A 15845-nucleotide genomic window follows, 5' to 3' on the forward strand; every position below is an offset into this window, starting at 1 on the left:
GTCTATATATCGAGTGTCAAGTTGCCAAGATTAAAAGAGAAAGAAAACTGATTTTGAGGAACATTGTCAAAGAATAATAGAATTTGAAACAGAAAAATAGAAATGGTCTTTAGCTCCGTTTAAAGAGTCACAGATAATGGGAGTGGGGGGTGTTCTCTCCAATTATCTGTGACTCTTGAGTCAATGTCATCAACCGGTACAGTCTTTTATAAGGGTATATGCTTCTTCAATGTTCATTATGGTTTTTTCTAGGTTTATAATTCCATCTTCATCTACAAAGATGTAGCCGTTGTCTCGAGTTACTACGGTCATATATGATCCAGATCCAAATCTGGCAGGTTTGGAATAGCATAGCGACGAATTTTTAGCAGTTTCAGAAACAATATCGTACCATTGTTTTCTCGTTTCAGATCTTTTTTCTTTATTATTTTCCAATATTTTGATGCACAGGGCCTTCTCTTGGAGGCTTATATGGAGATTTTCTCCATAATGTAGCCAGTAGCTCATAAAACCACCATTTGGATTTGCTATATACCCCCATCCATGTTCGTTAGGTTTAAATTTTTTAGAAAAATGATCGTATATTTTAGAATAAAAGCCAATCCAGGCAGACCAATTAGTACTCCATATTGAAAGTGGACTCGACATCCATGAATTCATCTCTTCTTCTTGTTTTTCTAGGTAAGAATAAAAATCATGAAAAAGAGGGTGGATGTCTTTTTTATCAAACAGATCAAGTAAGTCACGTCGTTGAACAACTGAATACTCATTTTTTATTGCCTCATCATATTCACCACTTTCAGGATTTCCTGTTTTTAAATATATTGGAACAATTTTAGCACGAGGAATTTTGTCTTCTTCAACTAGCCTATCAAGATATCTTTTTAATTGATTTCCATGTTGATTTGAATGGACTTTGTCTTCAATAAGTATTGTGTATTCATTGTTTACTATTATGAGTATGTCTATCGAGTAGTATTGTTGTCTAATTTCAAGAGACTCTACAGAATTGACTTCTGAAATCCCACCATGTTTCAATAGCCATAGTATGAATTGTTGAGCACATTTGTGCATCGTTGGTTCATTTGCTGCATATTTTGGATCAGCCCAAGCTGATAACCAGCAAAGGAATGCATCTTGTGACAGCTCTTTCGTCGCATATGTAAAGAGATTTGGAGTATTCATTGTGTCCTTTGGAGATTTATTGTTAAGTCCGAAAAGATTCCTTTTCTGAGGGATGGCCCTATCTCATATTGAACGGAACCCTAAGGTGAAACAGATTTATGAATAGCTTGTTGCGTGTTGGCATATATAGCTATTCATGTTGTTGGAGTATTCCTTTTTTTGTCATGATTACCGTCAATGATTGTTTTCTTTGGACAAATTGTATTTCCAAAAAATTCATTTATCCTCTCAATTCAGCTCTATTTTTTAGAATCTCGCTTTCTTTAGAATAGAACTCAATGCTTGCAATCTGCTTGATAACAATTGTTCTTCAGCTGAAAACTCTTCTGAAAGATCACAGATTTGATCAAGCTCAACAGGATCAGTTTGATTATGGAAAGTATCCTCATCGATTGTAGCTGTAGATCCTCTGCTCAAATAAAGTGTTGCAACCATAAAAATCACAATATCTACAGCTCTATGCAAAGGTACTTCTTCACTTTGCATACTCAATTTTTCGTCAGTATGTCTCCATATTTTTCCTGATAACTTGTTTGAGCTACTTTCATCGGAAATTTTTTTAAAAGAACATCAATCATTTTTTTCTGTGTAGTTGGCACTGCTTCCTCCTCTGTTTTGGGTATCAAACATCATTGTTCCCATACCAAAAGGATATAGTGAGTCTTTCTTATGGGAGTGTATCTGTGATAAAGCCTTCAACTTGTTTCGATTAGCAAGTCTTGTTCTTTTCTTAAATAATCATATTATTTTAACAGGTTGGTTAATGTTGTTTCTAGGTGCTCAGGAGGGATATTTAAAATGCCGAAATGTTTATGAAATATCAAAGGTCAAAGGAGGGGATAGAATATTGTTTTTCGTGCATTTATTTCTTTAGTGATGTAATTACAAGATTGTCATATTCTTTTGAGTAAATGAATCGAAGGATATTATAACACTCCAGGAAAGATCAAGGTCAACATTGGATTTATCACAACGTGTTTCATCGTCGGAAAAGATACGTAAAAAATTTCTCATTATCGGCCATCCTCGGTCTGGTACGGGATATATGACGGTTTTGATGCAAGCTGCTGGATATACTGTCGGACACGAAGTGATGAAAGAGGATGGGATCAGCAGTTGGGTTTTTGCAGCACCCAATGAATACCAATGGTGGATTGATACAACGTTGAGAAGAAGTGACTACGATTTTGAAAAAATCATTTGTGTTGTTCGCGATCCTGTTCAAACTGTCGCGAGCACGATGTACACGGAAGTTATGAGTTTACCACTTCGCGCGCAATATATTGATTTTAGAAAATGTAAGAATCCAATTGAGCAATCAGTGTTATCAGTCGTGGGATGGTATATGCTCGTTTTGAAACAAAATCCTGACGTGATTATCCAGCTTGAAAACCCGGAAAGAATTTTTCACTGGCTGTATGAACAAGGTTATACTGACACGAAAGTGACGGAATACTCGACGCAAAAATATAATACGCGAAGTCATCCTGATATTTCTTATGAGCAAATTGCGAATTCCATTTCTCGTGATATGAAAATACTGTTTGATAGCCATATACGCCGTTTCGGCTATCAATATGCCACCTAGGCGCAATATCGATGCATGCACTATGGAGAGGGAACTGTATATCGCGTCGTGTATGCTCTTGTTTCTCGTCTTTCGTTCGCACTCCTATTCCAAATCAAACGGTTTAATCACGCGTTCTAACACTCCTTGTACCTTGGATATCGCAACTCCATAATTGGTGACGGGGACGCCGCGACGGGTGCATTCCCGGATACGGCGGAGCATTGCTGTACGGTTGATCATGCAACCACCGCAATGGATAGCCAGAGCATAGTCTTCAAGATCTTCGGGAAAATCATGCCCAGAATACATAATGAACTTCAGGTCCTTGCCGGTGTACTGCGTAATCCATCGGGGAATTTTGACACGACCGATATCGTCGGCAACGGCGTGGTGGGAACAAGCTTCGCACATGAGAACCCTGTCTCCATCCTGGAGAGAATCAATTGTTTTGGCTCCCTGTACAAGGCTCGCGAGATTGCCTTTATAGCGGGCAAAGAGGATCGAAAAGGTAGTCAGCGGAATGGTCTCCGGAACATCGGCGGCAACTTTGAGCACGACCTGAGAGTCGGTGACAACAAGAGCAGGTTCGTCACTGAGCATGCTGAGGGCGTGTTCAAGTTCTCGTTCTTTGACAACAAGGCCTATGCCATCACTGTCAAGGGTGTCGCGTAGAACCTGGATTTGGGGCAGGATCAGTCGGCCTTTGGGGGCGGCAAGATCAATAGGGACGACACAGAGCACGGTATCGCCTTCGTTGATAAGGTCGCCGATGAGAACCGGTTCCTCCGTGAATTCGCGAGGAGCGTGATCAATGACCGTTTTTTTGAGATCATCAATCGCTAAACCGGCTTTCGCGCTCACGCTCATGTGCGGAATGCGGTTTGCCTCACAAAACTCGACATCGTCGGTACGAAGGCAGGCGACGTCGGCCTTGTTGAAGACAACGATGACGGGAATCGTTTCTTTATGGAATGTGCGTAAAAATGTGCGCTCCGCATCGCCCAGACCGCTTTCGCCAACGACGAGCAATGCTACATCCGTACGGCTGAGGACTTTCTTGGTTGCGTTGACACGTTGTGCGCCGAGTTTGCCGGTATCATCGAGTCCGGCCGTATCGTAAAACGTGACCGGGCCAAGAGGTAACAGTTCATAGTGTTTGGCAACGGGATCGGTCGTGGTGCCGGGCTGCTCGGAAACAATAGCAATTTCCTGTTCAGCAAGAGCATTGATGAGTGAGGATTTGCCCGCATTGCGTCGACCAACCAGGGTAATGACCATTCGTACCCCTCTGGGAGCGTTTTCAGACATGACGATGTTCCTTTTCAGAGGTGAGGTCGGCGTATGCAGCGTGAAGTCGTGTAGGAGAAAATCCGCGGGTGGAAGAGGGGATATATCCCGCGATGCGAAGTCGATGTTGGAGTGTTGCAACGGTCCTCTGGACGGACAGGGAGGAACTGTTTTTGCCGGGGTAGATGGTGTAGTCAGCGCGAACCGGTTCGGGGGTAACCGAAGGCATGACGACATTTGCGCCAGCATCAAGTCCGCGTTCGCGTCCTTTGGGGAGAAGTGCATCCAGCGCACTTGTTGCCGGAATATTGGCCAGTGGATTCATGATACGTAAAAGCGCTATTGCACGAAGCGCTTCATCCGTATTGCCCGCAACATACGCCCCGAGAGGGGTGTCGTGGTGCGGAACAAAGGGACCAATAGCAATCATACTCAATGGAAGTTCGCTGAGTCGGAGGAGATCATTGGCAAGGACGGTCGTTGTCATGCCGGGGAGACCGCTGATAATGCCGGAACCGGTTTCATATCCTAAACGATGGAGCGCTTCCAATCGCCGAAAGCGTTTAGCTACTGTTTGGTTCGGCCGGAGACGGGCATGCAGGGTTTCGTCGAATGTTTCTATTTTCAAGAGGTACCGATCCGCTCCGCAATCGCGCCAATAGGCATAGGTTTCGGTCGCATGATCACCCAACGAAAGGGTTACCGCGACGTCGGCAATCTTTTTGATATGGGTGATAACATCACCGACAAGCCTAATATCCATGGCATGGTTTTCACCCGACTGCAAGACGACAGTCCCTATTTTCATGCCCACGACATGACGAACCGCCGTCAGGATGGTGTCTTTTTCCAACATGAAACGGCGAATTTGTGTGTTGGCGTGACGGAGGCCGCAATAGTGGCAGTTCTTTTGACAGATCGTGGAAAATTCCACCACCCCACGCTGATATACTTTTCGACCGAAGATGGAGTCACATAACGCACGGGCTGACGCGAAAAGAGCTGTTGCATCCGGTGCATGGAGAACGTCAATGATTTCATTGCGTTGCATAGGTTACATCGTGATGGGGATCGCCCGGCTAATCGTATGAACACATTCCGAAATAATGCGAAATGTGGCGCGTAGTACTGGATCGCTGGTCTTTGGTTCTGTTCCTTGATCGGCATGTTTCATAAAATCATCCACAGGGGCCGTGACACTGCACCAGAATCCATCTGGTGTCATGACGGTACTGTGAGCAAAATGGCTGAAGAAGACGGTTTCATCGATAATCAATAGAGGCAAAGAAGGAGGCACTTGCATTTCTAAAAGGCGTACCCGAGTGGGGGCGTTCCTGGCAAAATGTTGCAGAAAAAGTCTGCATCTGTTGAGCTCGTGTTCCACTTCGGCGCTGTCTCCCTGGGGACGTAAGAGGCGCATAAAATCCATAACCCATGGATACATATGGATATCTGGTAGACATAATGCGGTCAGTGTAGGGCCATCCGGCCGGAACAGTGTAGATTCCAGAGCATGAAGGATAGTGTTGTTGCGTGCGAATGGCCCGTATGGTGGCGCATGAAGGATAATGCGGGTGTGTGCATTGGAAAGCACTTTGGGCAAATCGAATTGTTGTACTCCAGCTTTTATATGAAGTGTCATGATTTCACCGTATTGATACGGAGAGAGGCATATGTCTCGTCCGTGTAGCCGAGTTGCCGCATGCGTTGCGGGGTCAATACCGAAGCGACATCTTCGACGGACACACCGAGAACGGTCGCGGCTGCTTCAGGTATAGATATATGCTGTTGTCTGGCGAGTTCGGTTATATGTTCGGCTGTCTCATAGCCTACAGCCGGCACAAGCACGGTTGCCAACGCACCGCCCGAGGCAAGATGCTCGGCACATCGATCGGTGACGGGTGAGGCTTGGGCAAGACAACGCTGGTGTAACAGCACCACGGCATGGTTCAGCATGTGCAGTGATTCCAAAAGACAATGCGCCAAAAGTGGCATGAATTGATTCAACTCCAAGTTGCCCAGAGCGGCGACGTTCCCAGCTAAACCATCGTTGGCCATCACGCGCAATGCGGCCTGTGATACGGCTTCGGGAATCACGGGATTGATTTTTCCCGGCATGATGGACGATCCGGTTTGCTGTGTTGGAATGTGCAATTCACCGAGTCCTGCCATTGGTCCACTGGCGAGCAGGCGTATATCGCTACAGATTTTTAAGAGATTGACGGCGCACGTTTTGAGCATTCCTGAGACTTCGACAAAACAGTCCATGTTTTGTGTGGCGTCGATGAAGTTTTCTGCCCGGGCAATTTTGAGGCCCGTGATAGAACGCAAAGCATCGGTCACGCGCAAGATATACTCACGGGGTGCGCCAAGCCCCGTGCCAACGGCGGTGCCGCCCAGATTGACGAGCTTGATGCGTTCGCGACATTTGAAGATGCGCCAACGATCACGGGATATGGCTTCGGCCCAGGCGCCGAATGTCATGCCGGCTGTCATGGGCACTGCATCTTGGAGTTGGGTGCGGGCAAGACGCAGGATGTTTTGATACTCCTGTTCCTTGTGTTGGAGTGTCGTCTGAAGATCGGCAATCGATGGTTCGAGTCGCTTCAGCTCGTGGAGCATGGCAACTTTGAGTGCGGTGGGGTATGTGTCATTGGTGGATTGGTGCAGATTCACATGATGCAATGGATGGACCACATAAGCACCATACGGATGCCCCAGTAATGCTCCGGCGCGATTGGCGAGCACTTCGTTGATATTCATATTGGTCGATGTGCCGGCACCACCTTGAAAGGCGTCAACGACAATAGCATCATGGTGTTCACCACGGATGACTTCTCTACAAGCCGTGTCAATGGCCTGCGCAATGTCGGTTGGGAGATATCCCAGCGCGAGGTTGGTCCTGGCGCAAGCTAATTTGACTTCGGCATACGCGCGAATCAATACGGCGGGAAGCCGTAGGCCCGAAAGCGGGAAATTGGCGGTTGCTCGGGCCGTATGGATTCCATACAAGGCATTGGCAGGAATTTCGACGCAACCTAAGGCGTCGTGTTCCGAACGGAATAGTGTTGCCATGCTTTCTTTCTCCAACATGCGTGTTGCCTCTTAAAAATAGAGGTCACGCTCTCCTTGTTCTAAACGACATAACCGTGCCGTGACGATGTTGCGTCGTGTGTCGGGTAATGTTTCCATCTCATGCTGCAGAAGCGGCATGCCGATTGCACGCGTGGTGTCGCTGGCGTAATCTTCCAAGTATTCTTTGAACGTCAACATGGCGTTGGGAAGGCAATATTGCTGGATGAAGCCTGCTTTTGCGAGTCCCATAAAATGTTCACCGGTTCTGCCCAAACGATAGCATGCCGTACACCACGATGGGATGTATCCTTGGTGGATGATTTCTTGAATGACATCGTCGAGACTGCGGTTGTCACCCACGCAGAATTGTTGCACCTCGGGCCTGTTGTAGTTGGGGTCGGCGTAGGCGCCGGGGTAGGTCCGTGATCCTGCACTCAGTTGGGAAACACCGAGATCGAGCAGTTCTCGCCGCATGGTTTGGCCTTCACGTGTGCTGAGAATGAGGCCGGTATACGGAACCGAGAGGCGTAAGACCGCAACCAGACGTTTGAATTGGGCGTCTGTTATGGGAAAGGGCGGATTGAAGGTGATATCGGCATTCAATGCCGGTTCCAGACGAGGAAACGAAATGGTATGCGGGCCAACGCCGAAATGTTTTTCCAGTTCGGCTGCATGGGCAAGCAACGCCAGCGTATCGAATCGATAATCATACAGGCCGAGCAGTGTGCCCATGCCGACATCATCAATGCCGGCTTCCATGGCTCTATGCATGGCATGAAGTCGCCACAAGAAGTTTTGCTTGTGGCCGCTGGGATGAAGCATCGCATACGTGTCGGTATGATAGGTCTCCTGAAAACATTGGTACGTGCCGATACCGACGTCATGAAGTTTTTTGAATCCTTCCACATCCAGCGGGGCGCAATTGATGTTGACTCTTCGGATTTCGCCGCTTCTTTGGGAGATTGTTTGGTACACCGTTTGGACGGTCTCAGCGATCCAGTCCGCCCCGAATTTGGGATGTTCACCGTAAACCAACAATAACCGTTTATGTCCCTGGTCTTCAAGCACGGTGACTTCACGTTGGATTTCTTCGGCACAGAGCGTCCGTCGTTCCAACTCCGTATTCGTTGCCTTGAACCCGCAATAGGTACATCGATTGCCGCATTCGTTGGTGATATAGAGTGGGGCAAACAGCACCAGACGATTACCGTAGATTGTCTGTTTGACGGTGCGGGCGGTTTCGAAAATGGCCTCATTGAGTTGTGGGTCTTCGACATGGAGCAGACAAGCGGTTTCGTCCAACGTCAACCCTTTGGCTTCACGGGCTTTTTCAAGGATATCGTGAATTCGGGCCGCGTCGGTCCCGGCGGTGTCCTGCACGGTTTTCCATATCGCGTCTTCATCAATAAAATTTTGTAACCCTTTGATATCCGGTTTCATCATGTTCTCCGTGGTTGGCGTACACAGTGGTGTACCCCATACGGTTTATGCTTTTGCGTTCGGGTCGGCATCCTGCCGTTTGGCTGCAAGCCGATAGTGAAGCATGCGAATGGAGATACCGAGTTGCTGGGCTGCTCGGGTTTTGTTCCCCGATGTCGCGAGCAACGCGGCATTGATATCGTCGTCAGTCGGCCGCGGTTTGCGTTTCGGTGCACGTCGTAACGTCGGTGCGGTATCGGGTACGGGAGAGGCTATGAGATCCGATCCCTCGAAAAAGCCGGCTATATGTTTGGGACGTAATTCCTGTGCATCGTGCATAACGGAAACCCATTCCATGGCGTTGCGTAACTCACGAACATTCCCAGGCCAAGAATGTGTGTGTAGAACATTTGCGGCGTCTATATCAATATCTGAAAATGATTTACCGCGTTTTTGGGAAAACGCCGTGAGAAACATACGCGCCAGAGGAATGATATCATCCTGACGGTGACGAAGTGGAGGCACGACAATGCTCCCCACCCGGAGCCGATAGTAGAGATCACTTCGAAAAAGCCCCGCCTTAATGCGCTCGGTCAAATCGAGGTTCGTGGCGGCGATAATGCGAATGTCGGTCTTGATTTTGGTCAATCCTCCGACGCGATAAAACGCTTTCTCTTCAATGACGCGTAACAATTTGGCTTGAAGCTCGACAGGGATCTCGCCGATTTCGTCGAGAAACAGCGTTCCGCCTTTGGCGAGATCGATCTTCCCCCGAGCGCCGCGAGTGGCACTGCCGGTAAATGCACCGGCTTCGTACCCGAATAATTCACTTTCAAATAAATTGGCCGGAAGAGCTGCACAATTGATATCGACAAACGGTAAAGTTGTCTGTTCCTGACCATAATGGATGAGCTTCGCTACGATGTCTTTCCCGACGCCGGTTTCCCCCTGGATGAGTATAGGCAGGGTTCGGTCATCATGGTACCGCCTGGCTTGCGCGACAACATGCCACATAGCGTCGGAAAAAAAGCCGACATTGTCCAACCCCGCCTGTTTGGCAAGCAGACCGCGGAGTCTGGAGAGTTCGGCCTGGACATCGTGTGTTGCCGCAGCGACTTCTTCATCAAATTGTTTCGTCAGGCGGTCGTTTTCAGCCAAGAGCGACTGATGTTCGGCCACACGGTTCAATACGGCGCCAAGCTCTTCCAGGTTGATCGGTTTGGTCAAGTAGTCATAGGCACCGGCACGCAAGGCTCCAATGGCAAGTTCAAGATCGGCGTGACCGGTATAGAGGACGACATCCGGCGATGTCGGACCGGGAAGCGCCGTAATGTCGCGCACCAACTCGATACCGGTTCGACCCGGCATAGAAATATCGGATAGGACCATATCAAAGCCGTGGTTGCGGCACAGATTCAAGGCACGCATCGCATCGGAACAGGAAGAGACGGCATGGCCGAGCAATGTGAGATATTCGGCCAACGCGGAACGCGTTGCGTCGTCATCATCAACAAGAAGAATACGCATGATGGTCTCCGCCTTCTCTACCACGCTGCTGGCAGCACAACGCGTAACAGCGCGCCGCCTTCGGGACGATTTTCACAGGTGATGGAACCACCTGCCGCCTGAACAATTGTCTGAGCGATGGATAGGCCTAGCCCCATGGACGTCCCCGTTGATTTCGTGGAAAAAAAGGGTTCAAACACGCGATCTGTAAGTTTAGGATCAAATCCGGGGCCATTGTCGGCTACTGTCAATTCCACACGGTCCGCTTCCACGGGAATCACTCGAAGAGAAATGAATTTATGCGCGACAGAGGTATCGTCCAGGGCTTGCATAGCATTCGCCACAAGGTTTGCGACGAGTTCTTCGAATCGAATGCACGTGCCGATCACTGGTGGAAGATGTGGAGCAATGTCGAGTTCGAGGGCGATGTCGCGGGCTCGAATCTGGTTGTTCATTAAAGATAGAGCAGCCTTGACGGCATCTCCAAGGTCGCACGGGTCGGAGGAACTTGCCTGGTTATGACGTAGATGTTCGCGCAAGTGGTTGACGATGGCGTCTATCCGGTCGACCTGCGCGGCAACATCACGCAACATACGGGCAATTTCATTTCTTGGTGCATCAGGACGTTCGTCAAGGAGCAGTGCCGAGGCAACGAGTAGCCGGATAGCACTGAGCGGTTGATTGATCTCGTGCGCAATCCCGCCGCCGATTACGGCCAGGGTCGTCACACGGCTGGCGCGTTCCATGGCTGCGCGGGCTTCGGCCAGTGTGGCTTCGGCCTGTCGTTGCGCGGTGATATCTCGTCCAACAGACTGATATTCTAATACATTCCCGTTGTCGTCGAAAATGGCTCGTGTGACATATTGCACATATCGCGTTCGTCCGTCCGGGCCGGTATAACTGGGTTCTGTGATGGCTTCCGGGTGTTCGGGAGACAGGGCAAAAACCTGACGAACGATATCATCACGTTCTTCAGGCAACAATAAGTCCTGAAAAGACGTGTTGAGCAATTCGTCACGGCTTATGTCGTAGAATCGGCAGAAGGCACTGTTCACGAAAGTTAACCGACCATCGGGACGAAATCGGCGGATAAGTTCGGTTTGATCTTCGACAACCGCACGATAAATGGCATCCGAGGGTGTCATCCGTTATGTCTCCCTGGAATATCCGGGTTCTGCCAATTGGCGTGCACTCTGTTGCCGTCGTGACCCGGCGACATGTTGCAGGTTTTCCTTGGTGAATACGCGTAGTGCGTCAGCGGGACAAACCGCAACACATGCCGGCGTGTCATGTCCGGAACACAGGTCACACTTATATGCAACGGGGAGCGCGTGCTCTCCGGCAACGAGTCCGATCTGCATTGCTCCTACGGGACAAACGGCCAAACAGGCTTTACAACCACAACACAATGTACTGGTAATAGTGACGACGCGGCCATTCGAGGTCACCGCTCCGGTGGGACAGGCTGCGGCACAAGGAGCGTCTTCGCATTGCCGACATTGAATGGGGGCGGTGACACCAGCTTCCCGTATCAATGTGAGGCGTGGAGAAAATGGCAGGCTGTCTTCCATGGCCTGTCCCATGTCGTGCTTCATATGCGCGGCCACACAGGCGATTTCGCACGCCCGGCATCCGATACAGCGTGCTGGATCAGCCAGGACAAAGACATGCATTATTCGTGACCCTCCGTGTCGTCGCCATAATGGGTATGCAACAACGTATGGGGACGATGCCCCAAGGGTTTCTCCAGAAAGTTTTCATAGAGCGCGACAACGGCCGGGTTTTTGTGGGAGGCGCGAACGGGCAATTCTTTGTCGTGTCGTTGCAGGCTCGCTCGTCGGCGCGCGATGGCGTCGGCTTTGTCGAGACCTGGCAACAATTTGGGTTGCCCTCCTCCGGCAACACATCCTCCGGTGCAGCACATCACTTCCATGAAATCGAAATCTGCCGTGCCGGTACGGACGGCTTCAAGCAACGGCCGTGCGTGGGCCAAGCCCGAAACAATTACGGCACGAATGGGCTTTCCGGCAATCTCCACCGTGGCACGGACCACTCCTTCGCCGGCTGGTGTAAATTTCACGCCGCTTTCACAGACGTCGTTACCGCTGGTCACAGCAATGGCCGTACGAAGTGCCGCTTCTGTGACACCGCCAGTGGCGCCGAAAATGGCTCCAGCACCGGAATAGAGTCCCATGGGGACATCAAAGGTTTCATCGGGAAGTGTTGTCAGATCAATACCGCGTTGTTTGAGCATGGCCGCGAGTTCGGTCACCGTCAAGACGGCGTCCACATCGCGTTCACCACTGGCATTCATCTCCGGGCGAGCGGCTTCAAATTTTTTGGCCGTGCATGGCATAATCGAGATGCTGGCAATATCTTTCGCGTCGATTCCGGCGAGTTGTGCACCGTAGGTCTTAAATAGTGCGCCAGCCATTTGTTGCGGAGATTTGCAACTTGAAAGGTGTGGCAAGAGATCGGGCCAGGTTGTTTCCACGGAGCGCACCCATCCGGGACAACATGAGGTGAACATGGGGAGTGGACCGCCCGATGCAACGCGCTCCAATAATTCGGTGGATTCTTCCATAATGGTGACGTCAGCGGCAAAGACCGTATCATACACGGCGTCGAATCCCAGGCGTCGTAATGCCGCGGCTAACTGACCCGGCGTCAGCGTTCCGGGAGCCAGTCCGAATTCTTCGGCAATCGATGCGCGAACGGCGGGAGCGCACTGGACCATGGTCGTTTTCGATGGATCGGCGAGCATAGCGGCAACATCTTCTCGGTGGCTTTGGAAATGCGCTGCGAAAAGTGGAGAGGGGTCGTTCTCCGGCACACCTCTCGTACGACGTATGGTCGCCGGATCGAGGTCGATATCGTCAAAGGGCGAGAGAAATGCCGAACACATTTGTACGCATTGTCCACATATGACACATCGTGCCGTATCGATGCTCTGTGGTTCATGTTCATAACCGATAATCGCATCGACTGGGCAGACGGACGCACAGCGGCGGCATCCTGTACACAGTGCGGGATCGATGGAAATGATGGGGGTGGACGTCATGACCATTCCTCTCCTGGTCTCGCGCCAGCTCCGGCTAAAGCCAAAGCTGCTTCGAGATTACGACGTTTCTTAATTTTTATAGGATCGACCAGGGTTAACGCCTGATTCGGGCACGCTGCCACACATGCCGGACCGGCTTCACGTTCATTGCACAGGTCGCATTTGCTTGCCAGGAGGGCTGGTTCGATAGAAAATTTTTCCGGATCGTCCGGATCAACAACACGCCGCATAGACGGCTGACCATTCTTCCAGACCGTCGCCATTTCCATGGCACCAACGGGACAGGCGGCAATACAGGTCTTGCATCCCACACAACGGTTTGCGTCAACGAGAACACCCGCGTCCGTGCGGCGTATGGCTGCATTGGGACAGACCGTAATGCAGGGGGCGTCTTCGCAATGTCGGCAGCCGACGGGAACACAGACATGCTCGGCGCGAGTCAGGTAGAGGCGAGGCACCAGTGGGCCACGCAGGCTTCCCACTGTGGAGCCACTCGGAACATGGGCAGCGGCACAGGCCAATTCACAGGCTCGACAACCGATACATTTGGCGGCAGTTGCCAGGATGAAGGGATTCAAACGTGGAGACATGACGTCTTCTCCTTGGCAGATGATGACGTTACCGTTTCGGCATCGTCGATTGGACGGAGTGCCACGGCGCAGACTTTAAACTGTGGCGTTCCGGCTAAGGGGTCGGCAGCGGACGTCGTGAGGATATTGGCCGAGCTTTCCGTAAAATGAAAGGACATGAAGACCAACCCTGGACGCACGCGACGCGTGACCCAGGCCCTGGCACGAACAGCGCCTCGGCGGGTACGAATCTCAACACGGTCTTCGTCGATAATACCGTACGTTGCAGCATCGTTGGGATGGATTTCCACGCGCTCTTCGGGCCAGGTGCCGTCCAGGCCGAAACATCGTCGCGTCATGGTTCCGGTATGGTAATGCGCAACCACACGGCCCGTCGTGAGGGTCAACGGATACTCCGCATCGGGGAGTTCTGCTGGTTCCCGATACAAAAGCGGAACAAACCGTCCTCGCCCACGGGCACAACTTCCTACATGGAGAATCGGCGTTCCTGGATGAGATTCGCTCGGACATGGCCACTGTATGCCGTCCGATTCAAGCCGTTCATAGGTGATACCGGCGTGAGAGGGCGTGAGCAGGCGCATTTCGTTAAAGATATCCTCGGGCGTAGCATAGCGTTCGGAGCGACCGCGGCGGGCAAGCAGATCAGCCAGAATTTGCCAGTCAGGACGACTGTTTCCCACAGGAGAAATAGCTTGTCGAATGCGTTGCACGCGGCGTTCCGTACTCGTGAACGTTCCATCTTTTTCGGCGAAACTTGCGCCGGGTAAGACGACATCGGCAAGCTGCGCTGTTTCGGTGAGAAAGAGGTCTTGTACCACAAGAAAATCGAGATGTTTCAGGCAATGTTCCACATGAGAGACATCGGGGTCGCTCCGCATGGGATTTTCGCCAAAAACGAACAGTCCTTTAAGGGTGCCTTGCGCCATGGCATCCAGCATTCTGGGAATAGTCATACCGGGCGTTTTTGAAAGCGGAACACCCCATGCCGTTTCAAATGTCTTGCGGACAGCATCGTCTGTCACTGGCCGATAGCCGGTGAAGATATGGGGGAGCGTCCCCATATCGCACGACCCCTGTACGTTGTTCTGGCCGCGCAAAGGATTCACGCCGGTTTTCGGGCGACCGAGATTTCCGGTCAATAACGCCAGATTGGAAATAGACAACACATTGTTTGTCCCGGCGGTATGCTGGGTGATGCCCATGGTATAATAAAACGCCGTATTGGCGGATTTGCCAATAATCCGTGCAGCCTTGCGGATGTCATCTGCGGGAACATCGGCGATGGACGCGACAACATCGGGATCGAATTCCGACAGGCTTTCGCTAAAGGCGTCGAAATCTTCGGTCATCGCAGCAATTGCAGCAACATCGACCATACCGTCATCATACAGAACGCGCGCCATAGCAGAGAACACGGCGGTATCCGTTCCTGGGCGTAAACGCAACCAGACATCGGCATGACGAGCAAGATCGATTTCGCGAGGATCAATGACGATAAGTGATGCACCGTTGCGTTTCGCTTCCATCATGGCCAACCCGATGACGGGGTGGCATTCGGTCGTGTTGGAGCCCGTGACACACATGCAATCACCGTGGCCCATATCTTCTATCTCCCGAATGGAATTCGTCATGGAGCCGCTTCCCAATGAGATGACCAGACCAGCCATCGTGGGGGCGTGTCAGAGCCTGGCACAGTGATCAATATTATTCGTTCCGAAACCGGCGCGAAGTAGTTTTTGAAAGAGGTAGTTTTCCTCGTTCGTACAACGGGCGCTGCTCAATCCGGCGACTGCATCGGAACCGTTTTGTGCGACAATGGAGGACAGCTTGTGGATTACAAGGTCCATTGCATCGTCCCATGAAGCAGGAAGGAGATGTCCATTATGGCGAATAAGGGGTGTTTTCAGCCGGTCGGCATGGTGGACAAAATCAAATCCATATCGGCCTTTGGAGCAGAGGGCGCCGTGGTTCACCGACGATTCCGGCCCAGGAGAAACACTCACAATGCGGTCGTTCTCAACATGTAATGAAAGGGAGCATCCGACACCGCAGTACGGACAGATTGTGGTGATTTGTTGCATGACCACCTCCAAGCATAGGATATGCCACATTCTCGTAGATGTGTATGGTTTTTTATTTTGTAAAAGCAGTA

General features: G+C 50.7%; 14 protein-coding genes. 1 reads left to right on the plus strand and 13 read right to left on the minus strand.

The genetic code is table 11. From position 1 onward, the window contains the following. Positions 1-189: 189 nt before the first annotated feature. Positions 190-1185 carry a PD-(D/E)XK nuclease family protein gene (locus tag G451_RS0124315; protein WP_027186275.1) on the minus strand — a complete coding sequence of 332 codons (996 nt, stop codon included), beginning with the start codon at positions 1183-1185 and terminating at the stop codon, positions 190-192. Between the two features lie 246 nt (positions 1186-1431). After that, positions 1432-1671: a hypothetical protein gene (locus G451_RS0124325; protein ID WP_027186276.1), complete on the minus strand. Its 240-nt coding sequence runs from the start codon at positions 1669-1671 to the stop codon at positions 1432-1434. 559 nt (positions 1672-2230) lie between these two features. Between G451_RS0124325 and G451_RS0124335 the strand changes: the two genes are divergently transcribed. Then, positions 2231-2773 carry a hypothetical protein gene (locus G451_RS0124335; RefSeq protein WP_211236387.1) on the plus strand — a complete coding sequence of 181 codons (543 nt, stop codon included), beginning with the start codon at positions 2231-2233 and terminating at the stop codon, positions 2771-2773. An 84-nt stretch (positions 2774-2857) separates the two neighbouring features. Here G451_RS0124335 and hydF read toward each other — a convergent pair whose 3' ends face one another. Genes hydF through fdhF form a run of 11 tightly spaced genes read right to left on the minus strand, consistent with a single transcriptional unit; the run spans position 2858 to position 15774 of the window. Continuing rightward, positions 2858-4063 (minus strand): [FeFe] hydrogenase H-cluster maturation GTPase HydF, encoded by a 1206-nt coding sequence (gene hydF, locus G451_RS0124340; RefSeq protein WP_027186278.1) that lies wholly within the window; start codon positions 4061-4063, stop codon positions 2858-2860. Continuing rightward, positions 4056-5093, minus strand: coding sequence for a [FeFe] hydrogenase H-cluster radical SAM maturase HydE (gene hydE / locus G451_RS0124345; RefSeq protein ID WP_027186279.1), 1038 nt, complete (start codon positions 5091-5093; stop codon positions 4056-4058). Before hydE ends, hydF begins: the two co-directional genes overlap by 8 nt. Before the next feature lie 3 nt (positions 5094-5096). Continuing rightward, positions 5097-5684, minus strand: coding sequence for a hypothetical protein (locus tag G451_RS0124350; protein ID WP_027186280.1), 588 nt, complete (start codon positions 5682-5684; stop codon positions 5097-5099). Beyond that, positions 5681-7117, minus strand: a complete 1437-nt coding sequence (locus G451_RS0124355) for an aspartate ammonia-lyase (RefSeq protein WP_034643981.1) — start codon at positions 7115-7117, stop codon at positions 5681-5683. The genes G451_RS0124350 and G451_RS0124355 overlap by 4 nt, the downstream gene beginning before the upstream one ends. A 30-nt stretch (positions 7118-7147) precedes the next feature. After that, positions 7148-8557 (minus strand): [FeFe] hydrogenase H-cluster radical SAM maturase HydG, encoded by a 1410-nt coding sequence (hydG, locus tag G451_RS0124360; RefSeq protein WP_027186282.1) that lies wholly within the window; start codon positions 8555-8557, stop codon positions 7148-7150. 45 nt (positions 8558-8602) lie between these two features. Beyond that, positions 8603-10063 carry a sigma-54-dependent transcriptional regulator gene (locus tag G451_RS0124365; RefSeq protein ID WP_027186283.1) on the minus strand — a complete coding sequence of 487 codons (1461 nt, stop codon included), beginning with the start codon at positions 10061-10063 and terminating at the stop codon, positions 8603-8605. Between the two features lie 17 nt (positions 10064-10080). Beyond that, on the minus strand, positions 10081-11187 hold the full coding sequence (locus G451_RS31510; protein ID WP_051261863.1) for a two-component system sensor histidine kinase NtrB: 1107 nt from the start codon (positions 11185-11187) through the stop codon (positions 10081-10083). 3 nt (positions 11188-11190) lie between these two features. Then, positions 11191-11715 (minus strand): 4Fe-4S dicluster domain-containing protein, encoded by a 525-nt coding sequence (locus G451_RS0124375; protein WP_027186284.1) that lies wholly within the window; start codon positions 11713-11715, stop codon positions 11191-11193. Next, positions 11715-13103 (minus strand): [Fe-Fe] hydrogenase large subunit C-terminal domain-containing protein, encoded by a 1389-nt coding sequence (locus G451_RS0124380; RefSeq protein WP_027186285.1) that lies wholly within the window; start codon positions 13101-13103, stop codon positions 11715-11717. The genes G451_RS0124375 and G451_RS0124380 overlap by 1 nt, the downstream gene beginning before the upstream one ends. Then, on the minus strand, positions 13100-13693 hold the full coding sequence (locus tag G451_RS0124385; RefSeq protein ID WP_027186286.1) for a 4Fe-4S dicluster domain-containing protein: 594 nt from the start codon (positions 13691-13693) through the stop codon (positions 13100-13102). The genes G451_RS0124380 and G451_RS0124385 overlap by 4 nt, the downstream gene beginning before the upstream one ends. After that, positions 13678-15774, minus strand: coding sequence for a formate dehydrogenase subunit alpha (gene fdhF, locus G451_RS31515; RefSeq protein WP_084448761.1), 2097 nt, complete (start codon positions 15772-15774; stop codon positions 13678-13680). Before fdhF ends, G451_RS0124385 begins: the two co-directional genes overlap by 16 nt. Positions 15775-15845: the final 71 nt, after the last annotated feature.

The sequence above is a fragment of the Desulfovibrio inopinatus DSM 10711 genome (genome assembly GCF_000429305.1).
Taxonomy (GTDB): Bacteria; Desulfobacterota; Desulfovibrionia; order Desulfovibrionales; family Desulfovibrionaceae; genus Alteridesulfovibrio; species Alteridesulfovibrio inopinatus.

Bases quoted from the DNA above. Each gene is read 5' to 3' on its own strand.
- G451_RS0124315 (WP_027186275.1), bottom strand. From the start codon at position 1,185: ATGAATACTCCAAATCTCTTTACATATGCGACGAAAGAGCTGTCACAA.
- G451_RS31510 (WP_051261863.1), bottom strand. From the start codon at position 11,187: ATGACACCCTCGGATGCCATTTATCGTGCGGTTGTCGAAGATCAAACC.
- G451_RS0124355 (WP_034643981.1), bottom strand. From the start codon at position 7,117: ATGGCAACACTATTCCGTTCGGAACACGACGCCTTAGGTTGCGTCGAA.
- G451_RS0124375 (WP_027186284.1), bottom strand. From the start codon at position 11,715: ATGCATGTCTTTGTCCTGGCTGATCCAGCACGCTGTATCGGATGCCGG.
- hydE (WP_027186279.1), bottom strand. From the start codon at position 5,093: ATGCAACGCAATGAAATCATTGACGTTCTCCATGCACCGGATGCAACA.
- hydF (WP_027186278.1), bottom strand. From the start codon at position 4,063: ATGTCTGAAAACGCTCCCAGAGGGGTACGAATGGTCATTACCCTGGTT.
- G451_RS0124350 (WP_027186280.1), bottom strand. From the start codon at position 5,684: ATGACACTTCATATAAAAGCTGGAGTACAACAATTCGATTTGCCCAAA.
- G451_RS0124380 (WP_027186285.1), bottom strand. From the start codon at position 13,103: ATGACGTCCACCCCCATCATTTCCATCGATCCCGCACTGTGTACAGGA.
- G451_RS0124385 (WP_027186286.1), bottom strand. From the start codon at position 13,693: ATGTCTCCACGTTTGAATCCCTTCATCCTGGCAACTGCCGCCAAATGT.
- G451_RS0124365 (WP_027186283.1), bottom strand. From the start codon at position 10,063: ATGCGTATTCTTCTTGTTGATGATGACGACGCAACGCGTTCCGCGTTG.
- hydG (WP_027186282.1), bottom strand. From the start codon at position 8,557: ATGAAACCGGATATCAAAGGGTTACAAAATTTTATTGATGAAGACGCG.
- G451_RS0124325 (WP_027186276.1), bottom strand. From the start codon at position 1,671: ATGCAAAGTGAAGAAGTACCTTTGCATAGAGCTGTAGATATTGTGATT.
- G451_RS0124335 (WP_211236387.1), top strand. From the start codon at position 2,231: ATGACGGTTTTGATGCAAGCTGCTGGATATACTGTCGGACACGAAGTG.